The sequence below is a fragment of the Mucilaginibacter lappiensis genome, from assembly GCF_050433765.1.
Taxonomy (GTDB): Bacteria; Bacteroidota; Bacteroidia; order Sphingobacteriales; family Sphingobacteriaceae; genus Mucilaginibacter; species Mucilaginibacter lappiensis_A.
In genome coordinates this window covers 408,718-428,484 of record NZ_JBNPWP010000004.1, presented here as the reverse complement: position 1 = coordinate 428,484, position 19,767 = coordinate 408,718, and the positions used below count along the sequence as shown (strand labels likewise).

The 19,767-nt window shown below is 38.9% G+C and carries 14 protein-coding genes and 2 tRNA genes; 5 read left to right on the top strand and 11 right to left on the bottom strand.

All coding sequences use genetic code 11. The features are described from left to right. Nucleotides 1-19: 19 nt before the first annotated feature. The 4 genes from ligD to M2273_RS14930 all read right to left on the bottom strand — a co-directional run bounded on the left by ligD (nucleotide 20) and on the right by M2273_RS14930 (nucleotide 5,423). The gene (gene ligD, locus M2273_RS14945; RefSeq protein WP_429398157.1) at nucleotides 20-2,704 is read right to left on the bottom strand and encodes a DNA ligase D; all 2,685 of its coding nucleotides are present in this window, start codon (nucleotides 2,702-2,704) and stop codon (nucleotides 20-22) included. A gap of 170 nt (nucleotides 2,705-2,874) precedes the next feature. Beyond that, nucleotides 2,875-3,327: a carboxymuconolactone decarboxylase family protein gene (locus tag M2273_RS14940; RefSeq protein ID WP_429398155.1), complete on the bottom strand. Its 453-nt coding sequence runs from the start codon at nucleotides 3,325-3,327 to the stop codon at nucleotides 2,875-2,877. Nucleotides 3,328-3,350: 23 nt separating this feature from the next. Further along, on the bottom strand, nucleotides 3,351-4,358 hold the full coding sequence (locus tag M2273_RS14935; protein WP_429398153.1) for a hypothetical protein: 1,008 nt from the start codon (nucleotides 4,356-4,358) through the stop codon (nucleotides 3,351-3,353). Between the two features lie 57 nt (nucleotides 4,359-4,415). Next, the gene (locus M2273_RS14930; RefSeq protein ID WP_429398151.1) at nucleotides 4,416-5,423 is read right to left on the bottom strand and encodes a bestrophin family protein; all 1,008 of its coding nucleotides are present in this window, start codon (nucleotides 5,421-5,423) and stop codon (nucleotides 4,416-4,418) included. Between the two features lie 613 nt (nucleotides 5,424-6,036). Between M2273_RS14930 and M2273_RS14925 the strand changes: the two genes are divergently transcribed. Then, nucleotides 6,037-7,245 (top strand): Pycsar system effector family protein, encoded by a 1,209-nt coding sequence (locus M2273_RS14925; RefSeq protein ID WP_429398149.1) that lies wholly within the window; start codon nucleotides 6,037-6,039, stop codon nucleotides 7,243-7,245. A gap of 66 nt (nucleotides 7,246-7,311) precedes the next feature. Here M2273_RS14925 and M2273_RS14920 read toward each other — a convergent pair whose 3' ends face one another. Then, a complete protein-coding gene (locus M2273_RS14920) occupies nucleotides 7,312-8,445 on the bottom strand; it encodes a sensor histidine kinase (protein ID WP_429398147.1) in 1,134 nt (377 codons plus the stop codon). 312 nt (nucleotides 8,446-8,757) lie between these two features. Beyond that, a complete protein-coding gene (locus tag M2273_RS14915) occupies nucleotides 8,758-10,683 on the bottom strand; it encodes a sigma 54-interacting transcriptional regulator (protein WP_429398145.1) in 1,926 nt (641 codons plus the stop codon). A 394-nt stretch (nucleotides 10,684-11,077) separates the two neighbouring features. Between M2273_RS14915 and M2273_RS14910 the strand changes: the two genes are divergently transcribed. Both M2273_RS14910 and M2273_RS14905 read left to right on the top strand, forming a co-directional pair. Further along, nucleotides 11,078-12,193 (top strand): sigma-54 interaction domain-containing protein, encoded by a 1,116-nt coding sequence (locus M2273_RS14910; RefSeq protein WP_429398143.1) that lies wholly within the window; start codon nucleotides 11,078-11,080, stop codon nucleotides 12,191-12,193. Between the two features lie 414 nt (nucleotides 12,194-12,607). Then, entirely contained in the window at nucleotides 12,608-14,731 is a 2,124-nt protein-coding gene (locus M2273_RS14905) for a histidine kinase dimerization/phosphoacceptor domain -containing protein (RefSeq protein ID WP_429398141.1), read from the top strand. A gap of 250 nt (nucleotides 14,732-14,981) precedes the next feature. Here M2273_RS14905 and M2273_RS14900 read toward each other — a convergent pair. The 3 genes from M2273_RS14900 to M2273_RS14890 form a co-directional block, all read right to left on the bottom strand. Further along, a tRNA-Leu gene (locus M2273_RS14900) sits at nucleotides 14,982-15,066 on the bottom strand. Nucleotides 15,067-15,118: 52 nt separating this feature from the next. Continuing rightward, nucleotides 15,119-15,191 (bottom strand) — tRNA-Gly (locus tag M2273_RS14895). Between the two features lie 105 nt (nucleotides 15,192-15,296). Then, nucleotides 15,297-15,701 (bottom strand): YybH family protein, encoded by a 405-nt coding sequence (locus tag M2273_RS14890; protein WP_429398139.1) that lies wholly within the window; start codon nucleotides 15,699-15,701, stop codon nucleotides 15,297-15,299. Nucleotides 15,702-16,041: 340 nt separating this feature from the next. Between M2273_RS14890 and M2273_RS14885 the strand changes: the two genes are divergently transcribed. Beyond that, complete coding sequence (locus M2273_RS14885) at nucleotides 16,042-16,431, top strand: response regulator transcription factor (RefSeq protein ID WP_429398137.1); 390 nt, start codon at nucleotides 16,042-16,044, stop codon at nucleotides 16,429-16,431. A gap of 114 nt (nucleotides 16,432-16,545) precedes the next feature. After that, nucleotides 16,546-17,088, top strand: a complete 543-nt coding sequence (locus M2273_RS14880; protein WP_429398135.1) for a DUF4199 domain-containing protein — start codon at nucleotides 16,546-16,548, stop codon at nucleotides 17,086-17,088. A gap of 85 nt (nucleotides 17,089-17,173) precedes the next feature. On the opposite strand, the gene M2273_RS14875 is transcribed toward M2273_RS14880, so the two are convergent. Continuing rightward, nucleotides 17,174-18,226 carry an acyltransferase family protein gene (locus M2273_RS14875; RefSeq protein WP_429398133.1) on the bottom strand — a complete coding sequence of 351 codons (1,053 nt, stop codon included), beginning with the start codon at nucleotides 18,224-18,226 and terminating at the stop codon, nucleotides 17,174-17,176. A gap of 724 nt (nucleotides 18,227-18,950) precedes the next feature. Then, the gene (locus M2273_RS14870; protein ID WP_429398131.1) at nucleotides 18,951-19,541 is read right to left on the bottom strand and encodes a TetR/AcrR family transcriptional regulator; all 591 of its coding nucleotides are present in this window, start codon (nucleotides 19,539-19,541) and stop codon (nucleotides 18,951-18,953) included. Between the last annotated feature and the right edge of the window lie 226 nt (nucleotides 19,542-19,767).

Sequence of the window (19,767 nt, the reverse complement as noted above, 5' to 3'; positions counted from 1 at the left end):
CCATTTTCGGCTCAGTGTTTTAATGAGCGTCAAATATATTTTTAGCTTTTTTGAGCGTTTCTTCCAAATTAATTCCCGGTTCGAGTACCCCTTTGAACAGATCACCGGTTTCTTTGAGCCGGTCTGTAGCATTGAAGATGGTAAAGTCATGCATCTTCAAACCTGGTTTTACTTCGTCCCAATGCAATGGCATAGAAACCGTAGCGCCGGGCCTGGGCCGCAGTGAGTATACACCGGCTATAGTAGCCTCAGGACGGTTTTGTAAAAAATCAAGGTACATTTTACCATTCCGGGAGGCAGTCATTCTTTCCAATGTGGTAAAGCCAGGCAATTCCCAATTAACCAAACTTACGATTAGTTTAGCGAACATTTGTGATTGTTCATAGCTGTATGTTGTACCTATTGGGATGTAAATATGTATCCCGGTTGAGCCTGATGTTTTAGGAAATGAGGGAATTTCAAGGGCATCCGTAATTTTCTTTACCATTTGGGCTGCCTCAATCACCTGTTCAAATGTATTATTGTCGTCCGGGTCAAGATCGATCAGACAATGATCCGGATGTTCCGGAGACCCAATGCGGCTAAGCCAGGGGTTAATTTCAATACAGCCTTGTCCGGCCATCCACAGCAAACTTGAAATATCGCCTCCAACAAGGTAATTATGATGTTCGCCTTTAGCGGTGTTATGTGCAAATGTTGTAGCCCAATCAGGAACTTTGCCGGTAACATCTTTCTGGTAAAAATGCGGCCCGCCAATACCATCCGGGAAACGGTTTAACGACATAGGCCTGTCTTGCAGATGGGGCAGCATATATTCGGCAACCACCATATAATAATTAAGCATATCCCGCTTGGTTACGGCTTCCTGTGGCCAGAAAACTTTATTAAGGTGCGTAAATTGCAGATCAGAGCCGTTAAAATTAACCACTGCTGTTTCGTTGCCCCGGGGTAGGAGGCTAATATGATCAGAGGAAGACGCAGATGTAGGGGTAGCAGTTGTTTTATTTGCCTGGTCAATAGTTTTGACTGTGTTTTTTGGAATTTCCAATTCTATATCAAGTGCTTTTTTATCAATGCGCATCCCTTTAAACGATGCTTGTCTGAAAAGACCATCTTTGGTAACTTCTGCAAAGTTAACTTCGCATATCAGCTCGGGCATAAGCCAGGTAAAGGTTTCGCCTGAAGTTTTTTTATTTAAAGGCGATATGTTGCCTGGCGTTTCAATATCAAACGGGTTTACACCACTTATAAATGGCGCAAAACTCTCCATCATTTCCATTTCCAAAGCCACTGAAAATCCGGTACCAACTTTTCCTACAAACCGGAGTCGACCATCTTCATAAACACCTAACAACAAAGCGCTGAATGGCTTTGATGTATCTTTATTTTTGGTAAAGCCTCCTATTACCACCTCCTGCCTTCGCTGAACTTTTATTTTAAGCCATTCTTTTGAACGCTGATCAGGGGTGTAAACGCTACTTGCTTTTTTTGCAACAATGCCCTCATATCCATGTTTTTCTGCATTTTCAAAAAGTTCTATACCTCTGGTAGGTACAGCCTTACTTTGGCGTATCCTGTCGTTCCTATTTTTGGCTAAAACCTGTTGTAGTATAGCTTGCCTTTGATTTAACGACACGCCGGTCAAATTCCGGCCTTCGTACCATAAAATATCAAATACGCAATATACAAGCAAACCATCCTTTTCGCTTTTCCAGTTTTGAAGTGCGCCAAAATCTGTCTTCCCGTCCTCACACATTACTACAATTTCGCCGTCAATAACCGCATTGCATGGCCACGTTTGCATTATATCAATAATGGGGTAATACTTAGCAAACGAAACATCATTACGTGAAAGCAGCTTTGCCTTAAAGTTATTGATAGTTGCTATTGCGCGGTACCCGTCCCACTTGTTTTCAAATAACCAGTCCTGGTCATCAAACGGAGCATCTACGAGGGTAGGCTTCATGGACTTAATGTCTTTGGGCATCGGTGCTTCAGGCGCCTCCGCTAAAAGATCGGATAGGTTTGAGGGATTAACCATTGTTTTCCCCTGTAAATCCGGATGATCAGCAACTACAGCCGGTGATTTCGTCGGTTCGGCATGGTCATGATTCCATACGTTATCGGCAGAAATGGACATATCTTCGAGGCTTTTACCTGATATAACGGAACGGTCCTGCAGGGTAATATCAGCGGCGCTTGCAAATTGGTCATTATGCTTGATAAGCAGCCAGCCGTTTTCGCCCATGCCATGGGTTTTAACAAGGGCAAACTCGCCTTTTAGCTTTTGCCCGTGGAGCTTTATTTTAAGCGAACCGCTTGAAAGTTGCTGTAATAGCCGCACTTCCTGGTCGGCCTTGCCTTCAATTGCCTCAATGGGTTCATAGGTGCCCTGATCCCAAACAATTACCGTACCTCCACCATACTCACCTTGTGGAATGTTTCCCTCAAAATTCCGGTAATCGAAAGGATGGTCTTCAACCATCATGGCCAGATGTTTGGCTTTAGGATCTGTTGAAGGCCCTTTTGGTATTGCCCAGCTTTTTAAAACGCCATCCATCTCCAGCCTGAAATCATAATGCAGATGAGATGCCGCATGTTTTTGTACCACGAACACCAGGCTATCTTTATTATTACTGGTTCCGGCTACAGGCTCGGTTGTTTTTGAAAAATCCCGCTTTTCGATATATGCTTGAAGATTCATGATTACTTGTGTTTATTATTGAATACCGATCTGGTTTGTATTATAAAATTGGGTTGAATGAGGTTTATGTTTTTTAAACGCGAAGGCGGGCTAACTGCTTATTAATAAGTAAACTTGATTATTTAGAAGAGGGCGGCATGTTTCAATGCCTGCCCTCCTAAATAAAGATATCATGCAAACTGTCCGGCTTTGTATGTGCCCACTGCGTTTGGAAACGCGAGATTAAAACGGTTCCAGGTGTTGATGGTGGTTATTGCCAGCGTAAGGTCGATCATTTCTGCTTCGGTGAACACTGGGCTTACCTCTTCATATACACTGTCTGGCACATCGCATTTAGTTACTGCTTCGGCCCACGCCAAAGCGGCGCGTTCCCGGACCGAAAAGTAAGGTGTTTCGCGCCAGGCGCTGATGCCATACAAACGTTGTTCTGTTTCGCCATGGGCGCGGGCATCTTTAGAATGCATATCTAAACAGTATGCGCAATTATTGATCTGAGATACCCTGAAAAATACCAGCTCCAGAAGCTGTTCCTCTACAGGTGAATTTTTCAGGTAGGCACCCGTTTGAAACAGGGCCTTTAATGCATTTTGTCCTTTTGCAAAGACGTTGATTCTTTGTTCCATTGTAATTAAATTAATGTTTATATTTATTGATAAAGGTGCATGCTTTCTGGTTTTTGGAGATCTTCTATCCATTTTTGAATGTATGCCTGCAGGTTTTCCTGGTTTGGACTTGCATTCAGTTCGCCATAGGAGCCAAATACAATAAGGCCAAGGGCAATACAATGGGCAATGTCAAGCTGCTTTAGCAGGCCAATACTGAAACCCATAATAAAATTTTGCCTGGCGTTTAAGCCTATCTCGATATGATGATCAACTTTCTTTCGGGTGAGGATAAATTGTTGGTCTTTAGAGAATAATATGGCATCGTTCGCTGAATATATCAGGAGACGGGCAATGTTCATGATCCTGAAAATAGAGAAATACTTTTTTTTCAGATCGGAAGGCGTTTGGGCTGCGAGAGGCATATCCAGATTTACACCGTTCAGCACCATCCATAACCTGAGGGCTTCGCTTTCATCAAGGGCGAAGGTTACCTGCCCATGTGAAGAAAAATCACAGATCAGCTCAATTGCTTCATCTACCTGGAACGAGAGTTTACTTATTGGGTCCCCGAGATAAAAGATAAACTCCATATCTGTTTTACCCAATGGGCTGATTACGTCGGCCAAAAGTCCGTCCCAAAGGTTAGAAGCACCGGTAAAATCGGCCCAATCGTCAAAAGCAATTGTGCGGCAATTGCTAAATAAGGAACGAAGTTCGTTAATAACGTTTTCGTCATTAAAAAAGGTCCACAGGTATTGTTCTACCTCAGCAGGGGGCAGCGTAACAGTAAGCTTTGCAAGCCGATCAAAATCATAGCCAGCGTTTAAGGTAATGCTGCGAATGCCTAAAAGTTTCAGTATTTCAGGTAGGGGTGCTTCATTAACACCAAGTACGTTTACCCATGAACCAGATGAAGGATGATCTGCTGTCATGCCAACATCCAAATCGTTTAGGTAAATATTTTCTGAAACGGTGTTGGTTTGCATAATTTGTAACAGCCTGGCTAAAACGGGCCCGGTGTTTTTAATTTCCATGTTTAATGTTTCCATTGTTCAATTATTTTAAATTCATTAATGTCTTATGTGCTTTTTGCCGGAAGGCAATCTTCACAGGATAATATCATTTTGGGCCTGCAGCTCGGGCGGAAGGCCTGTTTCGCCAAGAAACTCCCTGAGTTCAATTTCAATACTGCGGCTCATCTGCGAAATAGGTACATCATTAGCGCTGCCTTCAAAGGGGTTTTCTGTACTTTCACCAACCTGCTCAAGGGATGTGTATATCCAGGAAATGATGGTGCTAAATGGTACAACCAGCCAAACCATATAACCTTTCATAGCACCTTGTACCACATCGTTAAGGCGGTCAAAATCCTTGAGCATTCCAAAAGGCAGCATAAAACAAAACAGCCATACAAAAAAGGTATTGATAATGGCATACTGGCGGGGAAAAGGCGAGTTTTTCATCTGTTCGTTCCTTGCCTGTTGGGTATAAAAATCGCGTAAGGCACGCTCCATTTCTACAAACTGCAGCACTGCAATTTCACCTTGCTCATATAACTGCTTTATTGTTTTGCTCTGTAATGCAAGAATCTGGGTAGCTTTATTATTTGTGCTTAGTATATACTTTAGTTCCTCGCCCGAAAGGTATTTAGCAAGTTCGCTTTCATAGGAGGTTTCCCATTCTGGTATGCAGTAATATTGTTGGTATTCAGCATTATGTTTTTTATTGGCGCTTTCCCATATTCTGCCTTCTCTTAGTTGATAACGCAGGGCTGTAAGCCATGCTATATGTCGGTATATAAGTAGTTTGCTTTTTTCGGGGTTGTTAAAAAAATCGCGGCTTATAATACCCCATGACCTGCTGAGGCTGAATATACTGGTCCACATTTGTTGCCCTTCGTCGGTACGCTTGTAGGTTTGTGTATTGGTAAAACCAACTATGAAGGCTGCACTTGTACCCATAAACCCTATTACAGGCCATGGAATGTTAAGCCATTTAAAGTCCAAGACCTGGTAAAGAATTACCGGTATGAGGCCGAGGATAAAAAGTGCATAAATTTTCCTCCTCGTCCAAACCAGGAACTCTGATAATCTGTATGATTTTCCGACGTGCATATTGTTATTTCTGCTTTATATATATAAGTAAATGGATGTCTTTTAAATACAGCGGCGTATGCATTTGCATTAAACTATCGTCGCTGCGACAATGCATGATATTTTGCAAGGGTTGTGCCATTTGATTAAAGTGTTGATTTTAAGATTTTTGCGTATCTTTTATGTTTTTTGTTTACACCTTATATCGTGGATAAGGGGGTGTTCCGCTAAATACAGAGCCTTATCCGAGCTGTATTGATCTGAAATTTTTGTCAGTACAGGATCTCATTTAATGACATAAATTATGATCTGGATTTAATGAACTGTTTCAGTAGATATCAGTCTATTATCGAAAATTATTCGATTTGTTCTCGGTACTGATTTGTTTCGGGTGATGTAGTCGGCTGATAAATTAGATGCCTGGTAAAAGATGATCCCCTTGGTCTCTTAACCACTTTATTTCATCATAAACGCCGAAATGAGACGATATAACGTCATTTATTTAGAGGGTTATTTTATTAACTTATTGAACGTTAATTTATTAGGGTATGGCACATGGTTTGGCGATCGCTATTCATACAATAGGAATATTTAAGATTGCAGAAATCGCTGCGCCAAATTAGAAAACACATATATGATTAAAGCCTTGCAAATGGATGACCAGCAAGTATTGAAAAATGTCAGGATCTATATAAAGTCATGCTTTGCCGAAAGACAAGAGGCCTCCCTGCCGTATCATAATATAAACCATACCAGGTATGTAGTTAAGGCCGTAAAGAAAATAGCTGATCATTACAAGCTTAACAAAATAGATCTTTTTATGCTGGAGGTTGCGGCTTGGTTTCACGACGTTGGCATGATTGATAGTCCTCAGAATCACGAAGCCGCAGGAGCTGAGTTAGCGTGCGCCTTTTTAGCTGAAGAAAAAGTAGATAGCAAGCTTATTGAAGAAATAAAGACCCTTATTATGGTAACGCGGATACCACAATTGCCATCCTGCTTACTGGAAGAGATAATTTGCGATGCTAATCTTTTTTATTTAGGCAGCAAATCTTTTGACAAGAAGAGTGAACAATTGCAACGGGAACTTGAATTTGTACAGAAGAAAGGCATAAATAAAAAGGAATGGTTATCCAATACCATTCTATTTATGGAAACGCATCATTACTATACGGAATATTGCTCGTCTTTACGGGGACCTACCAAGGCTAAAAACCTGGCGAGGCTGAAGCAAAAGCTTACCGAAGTAGAAAGAAATATTGTTGCCGCTTATGAACACTTCGCTGAAAAATCAATGACCGACCCGGAAAAAGACCGGCCTGAAAAAGGCATTGAAACCATGTTCCGGATCACGTCTTCTAATAACCAGCGATTAAGCGATATGGCAGATAATAAGGCCCGACTTTTGATTACTGTTAATTCTATTATTCTGTCGGCCATTATCAGCCTGGTTTTGCGGAAATTGGATGTTTACAGATTTTTAATATATCCCACATTTATACTATTAGCAATTTGTTTAGCGGCAATGACCTTCGCTATTTTAGCAACACGACCATCGATACCGAATGGTAAATTCACCATTAATGACCTGAAATGTAAGACGGTTAACCTGCTGTTCTTTGGGAATTTTTATAAAATGGCGTTGGAAGAATATAAAGATGGAATGATGAGAGTAATGGATGACCGGGTATTTCTTTACAACACACTCATCAGCGACGTTTACGGGCAAGGGGTTGTCCTTGGCAAAAAATACGGATTGTTAAGGGTTGCCTATAATATTTTTATGTTTGGCCTGATCATTTCGGTGCTGGCATTTATTGTAGCAACTGCCTTTCATCAATGATGTTCCACTAATCCCAACGGTTAAATCACATTGAATTGACTATCGTTGGCTCCATATAGCTTTTAATTAACGCTCAATCTTAAATATAACCGTTACGCCAGAATCATTGCTTATCTCAAAACTGCCTCCCAATTGTTTGCTGAGGGCTTTCATCATCTCCATTCCCAACGAGGAGGTTTCGGCTAAATTGAAATTCCGGGGAAGTCCCCGGCCGTTATCTGTAATGCTTAGTACGATAGATTCTGGCTCGGCCAAATCTGCTTTAATAAATATCTCCCCGCCATCTTTATCGAAAGCATATTTAATACAATTAGTGATCGCTTCATTCAATATTAAACCCATCGGCACTGCCTGGGATATGTCGAGATTTACTGAATCTACTTCTTCTTTAAATTTAATTCTGCGGTGGTTACAATCATAACAAGTGTAAAGGTATCTTACCAGGTCATTAATATAATCAGCCATAATAATAGTGGCCACATTGGTTTTATTATAAAGTTTTTGATGGATAATGGAGATCGCCTGTACCCTGTTTTGACTATCTCTTGTTGCTTCTATCGCATCAGTTTTTTGTAAATATGCCCATTGGGTGTATAACAGGTTCATCACGATCTGCAGGTTATTCTTAACACGGTGATGAACCTCTTTGTGCAGCCATTCCTTTTCATTAATCAAATTCTGCAGCAGATTTAATGAGTCATCTTTATCCTGTAATAGTTTCTCTTTTTCATTCAATAAAGAGGAGAGCAAATTGTTCTGGGCATTAATTTCCTCTTGCTTAACTTTTAAGCTAAAGTTGCTGCGCCGCCTACTGCGACAGGCGAAGTACAGCAAACCAGCCAGTATAAAGTTGATCAAGATGCCAGCAAGGGCGATATTTCTTTGCAGGTTGTTTTCTTCGAGATTGGTTTGAGTAGCTGACTGATTACCGAGCTCCCGTGTTGTTTTGTCTGTCTGCGCTGATAAATATTTTGTTTCAAACTTATTGATCTGCTTGCTTGCTGTAATATTCGTTAGGGAATCTTTAATAATTTTGATCTGCTTATACCGATAATAGTTGACTATTCGAGGCTGAATGTTAATCCGGCTGGTATCACCGCCGGTTTTCTGATGTTTCAAAAGTAACTCAGCGGGATTTTGGGCAATGATGATGGAAGCGTAACACATCAAAAAAATACAGAAAGTAAGCTTTCTAATCATAATTTAAAGTTGACAGACTTTATTGTTGGATAACTGCTATTTTAAAAAATTCATAAGTATTAAAATAGTCGTAAAACTAATTGTCATCGCTACCTCAAGGCTTCGGTTTTTAAAAAGACATACAGATTGATAAATACTGACAACGAAGATTGTGCCATCTGTTCAAAGTATTAATAGTCAATAAATTAAGTTTTTTGTAAAAACGCCACAAGGGCGATATTTCGGATTGACGCATAGCAAGCGCCGATATTTCGTTGGTGATTTCCTGAAAGTTTTGCCACTTATTCCGCAGTGGATTAAGGCTATTATGGTCTATTTAATACCCAGTTTCTTCATCTTTGAATGGAGGGTGGTTGGTGGCAGCCCCATTACTTCTGCAGCGCCGCCAACACCTCTTATCCGGCCATTACAGTTTTTAAGCACGTTAATAATATAATCCCTTTCGTTTTCATCAATGGTTTTCATTCTTCCGCTGGCAACTGGTTCTGGATTGGTTTTGTTTGAGGTGTGCTTGGGCAATGTAACCTCTTCTATAACTAGCCCTTTGGATAGGAGTATCGACCGCTCAATGAAATGTTCTAATTCCCTGACATTACCGGGCCACGGGTAATCGAGCATTTGAGCTAAAACCTCCGGGGATACACTGGTAATTGACTTCTTATATTTTTTTGAATAGTGCGAAATGAAATGATTTGTCAGTGCTGGTATATCATCAATTCTTTCCCTTAAGGATGGAATTAAGATAGGGAATACAAAAAGACGGTAATACAGGTCTAAACGAAACCGTCCCTCTTCCATTTCCTTTTCCAGGTCGCGGTTTGTGGCAGCTATGATCCGGACGTCTATTTTTATAGGTCCTCTGCCACCTAACCGCTCAATTTCGTGTTCCTGTAGTACACGGAGCAACTTTACCTGAAGATCTGTTGGAAGCTCTCCGATCTCGTCCAGGAAAATAGTGCCGCCGTCGGCCATCTCAAATTTGCCTATCCGCTTTTCAAGTGCACCGGTATACGCCCCCTTCTCATGCCCGAACAGCTCAGACTCAATCAAATTAGCCGGAAGTGAGGCGCAGTTTACCACAACCAGAGGTTTGTTTGCCCGGCCCGATAGTGCGTGGATACTTTTAGCCACTCTTTCCTTGCCGGTTCCACTTTCTCCAAGGATGAGTACTGAAGTATCCAGTGGAGATATAGTGGCGATGTGATCCAGTACCGTTAACATAGGGGGGCTTTGCCCTACAATGCCGTCAAAATCACGAATCTTTTCTTTATGTTGAGGTGGATTGTTGTTGGAGGATAAATTAAACGCACCGTCGATCACAGTATCCTGCCTGCTCCCCTCAAGCACACTGCTTAAAGCATTAATCAGTCGGCTTAACAAAGTGATATGCTGTTCAGAATAAGTATTGCCTTTACGATTATAAAATTCATACCTGATCAATTCTGATTTACCAGGTAAAACCGGAAAAAGTAACGACGATTCGAAATCGTAAGTATCAGCAATTATTTTACTCAGGGGATTTTGATTGCACAGGGAATCAAATTCTTCGTCATTAAAGCATTTGGCTTTATTTATGGCAGGTAACGATTCATAAATATTTTTCAACTTTTTCTGGTCCACGCCGGTAACATTCAGGAACTCTTGTTCTCCCAATATCTGGTATTCATCAAAGCCGATTCTTAAAAAACCAATATTGGTCACCTTTGTGTCGCCCGTTTTTCTTATTATAAAGTTTAAGTAGTCGAATGGAACGTGCGCTTGCAGGTTATCTGAAACCCGCAGCAATTTTTGCACGGTGTCGGTACTATAGCTGCTGATGTCCTTTAATTTTTGATTTAGTTCCATCTCCTGCTGACGGCGGGACTCAAGACTATTTTGATGGCGATAAAATGCAACATCGAGCGTGGTAAGGAGGTCATCCTCCCTGAATGGCTTAACAATGAACCCGAACGGCATTGTTGATTTGGCTTCTTCCAGTAAAGCTCCCTGGAAATTTGCGGTAAGGTATACAAAAGCCATATTTCTTTCGGTAAGTTTCCTGGCGAGATCGATGCCGTTTAATACGCCTTTCAGATGAATATCAAGCAAAACCAGGTCGGGTTTTTGTTCTTCTATAGCAGCCAGTGCTTCGTTAACCGATTCGGATATACCGGTAACCTTATATCCTGCCGCGGTTAAAATTAATTTTAAATGATGACCTACCAGCGATTCGTCTTCAACGATCAATATTTTCTTCATTGACATGTTTTACAAAAATAAGCTATTCTAAATGTCAGGTTACTTAGAAAAGATCATTAATAAAAACGAAAATTTCAGTTAATAATCCATCCATTAAATAGTATCCAAAATCAATATATGTGCCGGGTAACATAGCACTTTAAACAATTTCTATCTATTTGGGGACTCTGCCAAATCTATTCTTAAAATTAGTATCTTTTTAAATCTTATCCGGATTAGTCCCGCCCTGTTTGTTTCGAAATTCAATGCTCAGCCGACGAAATATAATTCCTCCGGAACCAAAAGAGTCGAAATATCGTCGGTTGGGTGACCAAATAGCACTTTTTTGCAAGCTATAAGAATGGCATAAAATTCGAAGCGGTAAAATGGAACATATACCTTAAACGAATTTGAAATGGTCACAGAAAAAATACTATCAAATCCGGAGAGCGAGGTGCTATCAGGATCAAAGCTGAATTTAAACTATGGCTTATCGAAAGGCATCCTGATCGGTTCCCGAATAAATGCGGGCGCCGAAAATCAAATACATAAACCTGTTAATAATTATCAATACCCCGGTGTTATTGGTAACAGCTTCGAGATGCAAAAGGTTTACCACCTGATGTCTATGGTTGCTCCGACTAATTCAACGGTTTTGCTGCTTGGCGAAACGGGTACAGGCAAGGAGGTTATTGCCCGCGCCATACATCTGTCATCAGCCCGGAAAAATAAACAAATGGTGACTATAAATTGTGCGGCATTGCCCGCCAATCTCATTGAAAGTGAGCTTTTCGGACACGAAAGAGGAGCATTCACGGGGGCTGTTGACCGCAGGATTGGTAAATTTGAAATGGCGCATCAAAGCACTATTTTCCTGGATGAGATCGGAGAGCTTTCGACAGAGCTGCAGGTAAAATTATTGCGTGTGATCCAGGAACGTGAATTTGAGCGGGTTGGTGGAAAAACAACAATCAGGGTAGATGTCAGGGTCATTACAGCTACGAACCGCGATCTGGAAGCAGAAGTTGATGCACATCATTTCAGAGCAGACCTGTACTATCGCCTTAACGTTTTTCCGATCAGCTTACCGCCGTTAAGAGAAAGACCGGATGATATCGCCGCGTTGGCGAGTTTCTTTCTTTCCCGGTATAGCAAAATCACCGGCAAACAGGTAAACTTCATATCTAAAGGGGTTATACAACAATTAAAAAGTTATACCTGGCCAGGAAATGTCAGGCAATTGGAACATTTGATTGAAAGAAGTATTCTCTTGTCAGACGGTCATATACTAAAGCATATATGTTTGCCAAATGAGGTCAATAAAAACATAAATGACTACGATTTCTTTAAAAATAAAACACTTAATGATGTTGAAAGAAATCACATTATAGCAGTATTAAAAAGATGCGGCGGTAAGATTGCCGGAAACGGAGGTGCAGCCGACTGGTTAGATGTCCCGCCAACTACCCTCCACGCGAAAATGAAAAAACTCAATATTGTTAAACAGGATTATTTCCCCAAAAAAGGATGATTTCAATTTAAAAGTAAACTGTCAAAACGATGCCCGATTATTTAACTTCCAGCTACCGGTTTAAACTCCCAAATAAAAGTTATGATAGCCCCTAATTCAATTCATTAAAAATATCTATTTTTAATACCAAACAGCTGTTCTGGCATACACTATGTCCAATTAGTAAAGCAAATTTTCATGAAACATTCATTGATACGACGTTGTGTTTTAGCCTTATTTCATTGCTTTTTGTTTTGTTATCTATCATTATCAGCCTATGCTCAGAATTTTAAGACTTTAATAACAGATCTTAACAAAACAAAGCAGGATACAGGTCGGGTGGTTGCACTTCTCAAATTAGGGCAGTATTTTAAAAACAAATCGGCCCCGAACCCCAAAAACATTGACACTGCACGTTATTATTTTAATTCGGCAATGACATTAAGTCAGTCAATTAAATCTACTGACTTCTTTTACCGGGCATTATCAGACAAAGCCTCCACATACATTTTAAAAGCCGATTTTAAATTTGCTGACTCTTTATTTAACCGGATCACCAATTATTATAATAGTATTGGCAACTATTCAAAAGAGGCTGAATACTGGACGATATATGGAAATATTTTAGAGCATGATGATCCACGCGTTCTTACCACCAGGACAAAATGCTTTAATAAAGCCTACGACCTTTACAGGAAGGGAAATGACAGACTAAAAACCGCTGATGCGCTTGGTAAGATTGCCGATGCCGACCTCAACGAAGGCAGGTACGATAAGGCCGAACGCGAAATGTTAATTGTTATACAAGAATACAGAGCGTTGAAATTTCCAAGAATCTATTATGGATATTATCTTTTGGCAGAAGTGTATTCGCGAAAGAATCAGTTTCAGAAAGAATTGCTTACACGGATCGAATGCATGAACAGTTGCGAGGCCGACCCGAAGAGGAGTGACTATGACGCAGGATTTTTTAATATTTCGTTAGCGATGTCATACCAGGAAAACAATAAAGATGAACAGGCAATTCCGTATTTCAAAAGAGGTTCTGAATTGGCCTTTAAATTGAATGATCAGGATAGTTATTATAAAGCTATTGATGGAATCATAAGTTGCTGTATAACGCTCAAAAGATATAAGACCGCACTCGTTTATTTAAATAACACACCTAAAAAATTTGCGGTTAAAACAATTGAAGAAGAAAGCTTGTATCTGGCGAGGAAGTTGCAACTATACAATTTCCTTAATCGCAATAAGGAGGCGGGGGATTTAGTGCCTGCATTTAAACAAGTATTTAGTAAACTCTATAAAACACTCGATGATGATCCGTTTTTTTATGTCGTTGATAAATTCGTTAAGAACTATGATCCACTACCACAACATTTTATTCAAACAGCGCAATGGGATAAATTAGTATCCGAATTAAAGTTACTTCAAAATCTGCCTTTAAAGAGATTATCTGCTTCATCCCGTATAATTCTTTCCGGTTATAAGTTTAAAATTGATTCGGCAAATGGGAATTTCGCAGTTGCATTAAAGGAGTTTCAGCTTAGCAGGCGGATGCAGGATTCATTAACTAATGCTGCCACCACGAAACAAATCAACGAGTTAGAAGCCAACTATAATTCAATTAAAAAGGACAAAACAATCCAAACCCTCAATAACGATGCACTGATACAAAAAGATAAACTGGAAAAGGTTAACCAGCAGAGAAATATCACCTTTGCAGGCGTACTCATCTCTATAGTATTTGCAGCTGTCATATATATTGCCTATCGAGGTAAACAGCGTAGTAATGTCAGTTTACAGACGAAACAGGACGAAATTAATCATCAAAACAATAAATTATCTGCCTTACTTAGTGAAAAAGAAAAGTTGTTGGATGATAAAGATGGCTTATTGAAAAGGCAGGAAGATTTGATTACCGAAAAGGAATGGCTGCTGAAGGAAGTACATCACCGTGTTAAGAATAACCTGCAGATCGTGATGAGCCTGTTGTACACCCAATCGGCATATTTACAAAATACTGATGCGATAGAAGCAATAAAAGATAGTCAAAACAGGGTACAAACGATCTCTATTATTCATCAAAAACTTTATAATAAAAGCAATGTGGCTACTATTATCATGCCTGATTATATTAATGACCTGGTAAGGTACCTTTACACTTGTTATGATTGTAACCATCGCAGAATTAAATTTAAAGAAGAGGTAGATTCAGTAAATCTCGAAATATCCCAGGCAGTGCCGATGGGTTTAATATTGAACGAAGCGATCACCAATTGTATCAAATATGCCTTCGATAAAGATGGCGGGGAGATATTTATTAAAGCACATTTGGCCGAGCCAGAAACTATTGAACTAAGCATTACAGACAACGGCCGGGGACTGCCCAGTAATTTCAATTTAGCCGAGACGTCTTCATTGGGAATGGAGATGATGAAAGCCCTCAGCAAACAATTGGGAGGCAGTTTTGAGATAAGAAATGATTCTGGTGTAACGGTAACGGTTATATTTAAGATTGAAGGTGGTTCTGGAAAAGTACCGGGTGGCAGATTTTAATTATTGCAAAAGGTGCTTTTACCTCTTATCCTTGAATTACTATAATGGATTTACTGTGTCATTTCAAAAAATACAAATACCGGGCAACATCAAGCGTGCAATTAAGACTCAATGATTTATTGAGCAGGTAGTGCATAGTAACGCTGTCATTTACGATAGTATTTGTTATCATATGCCGGGATACAGGCATCGGGTTATATAAAAAGAAATGAAAAACGTTCGCAAGTGTTTCGGTACTTGCGAACGTTTGTACTCAGAGCGGGAATCGAACCCGCACTCCGTTTACAGGAACAGGATTTTAAGTCCTGCGTGTCTACCAGTTCCACCATCTGAGCAGGCGGTTAACCTTTTAAAAATAAAACCCTTCTTTTTGATGGAAGGGCTTTGAGCGAAAGACGAGATTCGAACTCGCGACCCCGACCTTGGCAAGGTCGTGCTCTACCAACTGAGCTACTTTCGCGTTGGGAGTGCAAATATATACAGAAAAGCATATTCTGCAAGATAAAAAATAAATTCGACACGTTTGACAGTCTAAACTTAATTGCACATCAACCATATGCCGTTATCAAATTGCCGGCAATGAATGGTGCTCATGCATAAACCACCATTGACCATCTATTTTTTTGAAACCGATAGTTAGCCTGAAGTCCAAAAACTCATCTTCATTATTGTCATCCACGCCGGCACATCGCATGGCTGCGCAACAGTAGGCCACGTCTTCGCCTGCGGTGATATGCAATTCACGGATATCAAAGATCCCAAGATTATTCTGCGACCACGCGTAATAAGTATCCCAGGTTTTTATATAGGCCTCAATTCCCCTCGATTGGAAAGGTTCAGGAACATCATACATAATAATGTCTTCATCATGATAGGCCAAAATTCCAGCAAGATCTTTGTTCCGTACTGCTTCTGCCCAGTTTTCCACTAACAAGCGGATCGCTGTTTTACTTTTGTTGCCGGTACTCATGGTTTTAATTTTAGGGGTTAATGATACTGATTATCAGGCTATACAAAGTTCTGTATAAAAACTTAGAACAATGATATCATCTCCGATAATTTAAAAGTTGATTTACGAAAAATTCTATTTTACCGCAAAGGACATATACCCTTTCTATGAATGATTTGGTATCCGGAGATCTGGATTTTTCAAAAATTAGAAAAATAAGAATAGAGTAAACTAATTTGGTTAACGTCATAAATTGTTTTATTTTAAGGATGCAAATAAGACATAAATGACTTTGAATTTCCTGACACGAAATCGTTCCGTTTTAATTTATGGTGCATCCCTGGCTGTTTTGTTAATCTTAATGAAATGGCTGGAGTGGCGTTTCGTTATAATCGACCACGCGTTTGAGCTTTATGCAGGTTCATTAGCAGTAATTTTTACATTACTTGGTATCTGGCTGGCAGTTAAACTTACCCGCCCCAAAACTGTAATTGTTGAAAAAGAGGTAATTGTTAAAAGCGGGCATTTTGTTTTGAATGAGAATGAACTCAACAAACTTGGGTTGAGCAAACGTGAAATGGAAGTATTGCAATTGATGGCCGAAGGTTTAAGCAATCATGAAATTGCTTCCCGCTTATTTGTATCATTAAACACCATCAAAACACACTCATCAAAAGTATTTGAAAAATTGGAAGTACGGCGACGTACACAGGCTATTGATAAGGCAAAAAAGCTAAGCCTGATACCCTGATATTGATCATCTTTTAGTATTAAATCGCTATTTTTATTAAAATCACTCTAAAGTATGAGCTAAAAAAGAATGCGAAAGTTCAACTTTGACCTATAAACATTAAGCTAAATCAAAATGAAAAAGAACGTAATTGTATTTGGATTAATATCAGGGCTTATCGTATCTGTATGGGCAGTTGTAGGTGTAGCATGGTGTTATAGCAGTGGCAATTTTGAAGGCAACATGCTGCTCGGTTACGCCTCTATGATATTGGCCTTTTCGCTCGTGTTTGTGGGTGTTAAAAATTACAGGGATAAATATAATGGCGGCATTATCAGCTTTGTTAAGGCATTTCGGATAGGTTTATACATTACATTTGTGGCATCAACCCTATATGTATTGGTATGGCTTGTTGATTATTATGTGTTCATCCCCGATTTTATGGATAAGTATTCCGCACACATCATCAGTAAAGCTCAAAATAGTGGTGCAAGTGCCAGTGAAATTGCTGCCAAAACTAAACAGATAAACACCATGAAGGAAATGTACAACTCGCCTTTAATGGTTGTGTTGTTTACCTATATGGAGATATTTCCGGTTGGGCTAATCATATCCATCATTACTGCATTAATATTAAAACGTAAATCAAACAACGGCAGCGTAGTAGCTATAACTTAAATACAATTCGGACAGCGATAGACCCTTAATATTAAGATTTTTGATTAAAAGTATTCAGCGCCGGAGTCGAACCCACACAACTTAATTAAGTAATCTGATAATCCTTTATTTTATTTTTATCATTCTTTTTATTGAATGGAAATTTAAATAACCAGGATAAATAAGGCCTTTTAATGGCGAATGAATATATTATCAATGGAATTACTATTCCCAGCGTAGTGCCTGCTAAAATGTTTACGACAGGACTATATATGTGTAATATTTTTAATAAAATAACTCTTGTTCCACTGGCCACTAAAATATGAACAAGATATATTGCCAACGATTCTTTCCCCAGAAAAATAAAGAAAATAAAAATTTTATTTAATACTGCTCTTTCAGATAATTGCATAATTATTAATGATCCTAAAGTCGCGACTGTAATAAATAAGAATTGAAAACCTCGGGTATTCTTAGTAATCGAAAAGTATAAATATTCAAAAAGGGTGAACAGAAAAATATTTAACAGTAAAAGTTTATTGCTTTTCAGCAATACAAAAAATTGTTTGTTAAACCTTGAAAATATAATGCCGATATTAAAAAATATCAAGTATTGAAAAGTTTGATTAAAGGGGCTTAAATTATAATGGAAACCCCAATAAATGAACCAGGTTGCAATTGAAATATACAATCCGTATTTTTTTGATATTCTAAAGAACAAAGCATTTAGTATAAATATAAAAAACAGTGCATACACAAACCAAAATTGATCTCTTGGAATGAATATACACGTAATTAATGCTTCTGGTGGAATTTTAGTATTTGTAAATCTGTTTAATAAAACCTCAACCAGGGTTTGAAGCAAAGACCAGATAACAAACGGATACAGTAGCGTTTTAAATTTGTTTATAGTAAACCTTGTCGGACTTTTTATAAATGAATCGTAAAAAAAATAGCCGGATAAAATAAAAAATAGCGGCATGTGAAAACTGTAAACAAAAGTATCTGAATATCGAAAAAAAGTACCATCACTGATGGCGCCTGCTTCTTTTAACCCCCTAATAACATGCCCGTAAACTGCTAATACTATGCCTATTCCTTTTGAATAATCAACCCACGAAAGTCTTTGATCTGAGTGATTACTTAAAGATATTGGCATAGTTTATTATTATTTGCTTAAATATTACATTTATATAAAAACCGCTACCGGAAGGTGAGCTGTTTTAAATCTACTAAATATATAAAAAAATAGATTAGATAAAAACAGAGAAGAGGCATTAACAACGAGTAAAAAAAGGAAAGATTGCAAATCGTTGCATCTTTACTGTTCAGTACTCAGAGCGGGAAGTTTTTTGAACACATTTATGGCTTTTTGATGGTTGTAGAGCGGATTTTGGAGAAATATGCTGAGAAGAATTTGGGTGATAAAAGTGAATAATCGCTGTAATTTTCCTTTTGAAAAGTGTTCAAAAAAATTAACATGTTAGATTTTTTGAACACTTTATAATTTGTATCGCTCTGAAAAAGTTGAAGCGACAAGTAGTTTGTGATTACATGCCCACAAAATAGGTCATTGGATTTTGCGGATGGCTTGGTATGGTAATCCAGAAGGGAGATTATTAGAATGCTTATTGGAGTTTTTAGAGGCTGTTGAGTCAATTTTAAAAAGATGAAAATAGGATTTAGAATTTTTCCAACTTAGATCGGCCGTTTTCGAACGTTCGATGCCAACACGGGGAGTAATGTAATAATTGAAAAGATCCCAATTACACGGTGCATTATGGCATTGTTTTTCCAAAGACTAGTGGAGAATAATGATTTCTTCACTAAAAGCTCGAATAAACTAAAATTTTGTTTCCATCATCCGCCTAACAATAAGCAAACTACATCAGGCCCTTATGTAATATTTGCGCCAACCAGGTTATTTTGCTTTCAAATTGCGGAAACTTTCCGAAAAGAATGATCTCTTGGTCAAAACACTTGAAAACACTTTGTAAGGTCTCTGCCAAAAACTGGCTGTCTTCTTCGTTGAGTTCCGCTATTTCTTTATTTTCCAGGGCCCAACTGATCATGAGTTTCACCACCAGGATCTCCTCTTCAGACATAATGCGGGACTGCATGATCAGCAAAGAGGGGTCCTGCCTCATATCCTCAATAACCAGCTTATATTTTAAAACCACTTCGCGCAGGCGTTTGATCTTTACCTCATTAAATGATTCTATATTGGCCGAAAAAGAACGTCGTTTGCTTATCGTGGCTTTGCTTTCCTCCAGGCATTGGGAAAATATTTTGTGACATAAAGCGTCAAGTACCTCTGTTTTGTTCTTAAAGTAATGATAAAGTGTACTCCGGCCTTTTTTGCATTCATTTGATATATCCTGCATAGATACCCTTACGAAGCCGTAACGCTCAAATACCGCGTCGGCTGCCGTGATGATCTCTTCTCTTATGCTATCGTTTTGATCTGCTTTCATGATTCGACAAAAATACAATTTTTGTTTGTGATTTTTTTTGCCGTTTAAAGGTTTAGCCGGATTATATCGAATTAGTAATATGGCACAATTATTAAAAACATCATAAAAACAAATAATGTATATTTGTCGAAATCTTTTAAACTTGCTATTTAATCAAATACACTTTCTAAATGAGAGTGAAAGTTAGAAATTAAGTTCTCGTTTGAATTTTTTATAGCTCAACACA

What these genes read in the sequence shown, in the direction of transcription:
- M2273_RS14920 (WP_429398147.1), bottom strand. Translation starts at nt 8,445, where the DNA reads ATGATTAGAAAGCTTACTTTCTGTATTTTTTTGATGTGTTACGCTTCC.
- M2273_RS14880 (WP_429398135.1), top strand. Translation starts at nt 16,546, where the DNA reads ATGAAAAAGAACGTAATTGTATTTGGATTAATATCAGGGCTTATCGTA.
- M2273_RS14890 (WP_429398139.1), bottom strand. Translation starts at nt 15,701, where the DNA reads ATGAGTACCGGCAACAAAAGTAAAACAGCGATCCGCTTGTTAGTGGAA.
- M2273_RS14875 (WP_429398133.1), bottom strand. Translation starts at nt 18,226, where the DNA reads ATGCCAATATCTTTAAGTAATCACTCAGATCAAAGACTTTCGTGGGTT.
- ligD (WP_429398157.1), bottom strand. Translation starts at nt 2,704, where the DNA reads ATGAATCTTCAAGCATATATCGAAAAGCGGGATTTTTCAAAAACAACC.
- M2273_RS14885 (WP_429398137.1), top strand. Translation starts at nt 16,042, where the DNA reads ATGAAATGGCTGGAGTGGCGTTTCGTTATAATCGACCACGCGTTTGAG.
- M2273_RS14940 (WP_429398155.1), bottom strand. Translation starts at nt 3,327, where the DNA reads ATGGAACAAAGAATCAACGTCTTTGCAAAAGGACAAAATGCATTAAAG.
- M2273_RS14925 (WP_429398149.1), top strand. Translation starts at nt 6,037, where the DNA reads ATGATTAAAGCCTTGCAAATGGATGACCAGCAAGTATTGAAAAATGTC.
- M2273_RS14905 (WP_429398141.1), top strand. Translation starts at nt 12,608, where the DNA reads ATGACATTAAGTCAGTCAATTAAATCTACTGACTTCTTTTACCGGGCA.
- M2273_RS14930 (WP_429398151.1), bottom strand. Translation starts at nt 5,423, where the DNA reads ATGCACGTCGGAAAATCATACAGATTATCAGAGTTCCTGGTTTGGACG.
- M2273_RS14935 (WP_429398153.1), bottom strand. Translation starts at nt 4,358, where the DNA reads ATGGAAACATTAAACATGGAAATTAAAAACACCGGGCCCGTTTTAGCC.
- M2273_RS14910 (WP_429398143.1), top strand. Translation starts at nt 11,078, where the DNA reads ATGGTCACAGAAAAAATACTATCAAATCCGGAGAGCGAGGTGCTATCA.
- M2273_RS14870 (WP_429398131.1), bottom strand. Translation starts at nt 19,541, where the DNA reads ATGAAAGCAGATCAAAACGATAGCATAAGAGAAGAGATCATCACGGCA.
- M2273_RS14915 (WP_429398145.1), bottom strand. Translation starts at nt 10,683, where the DNA reads ATGAAGAAAATATTGATCGTTGAAGACGAATCGCTGGTAGGTCATCAT.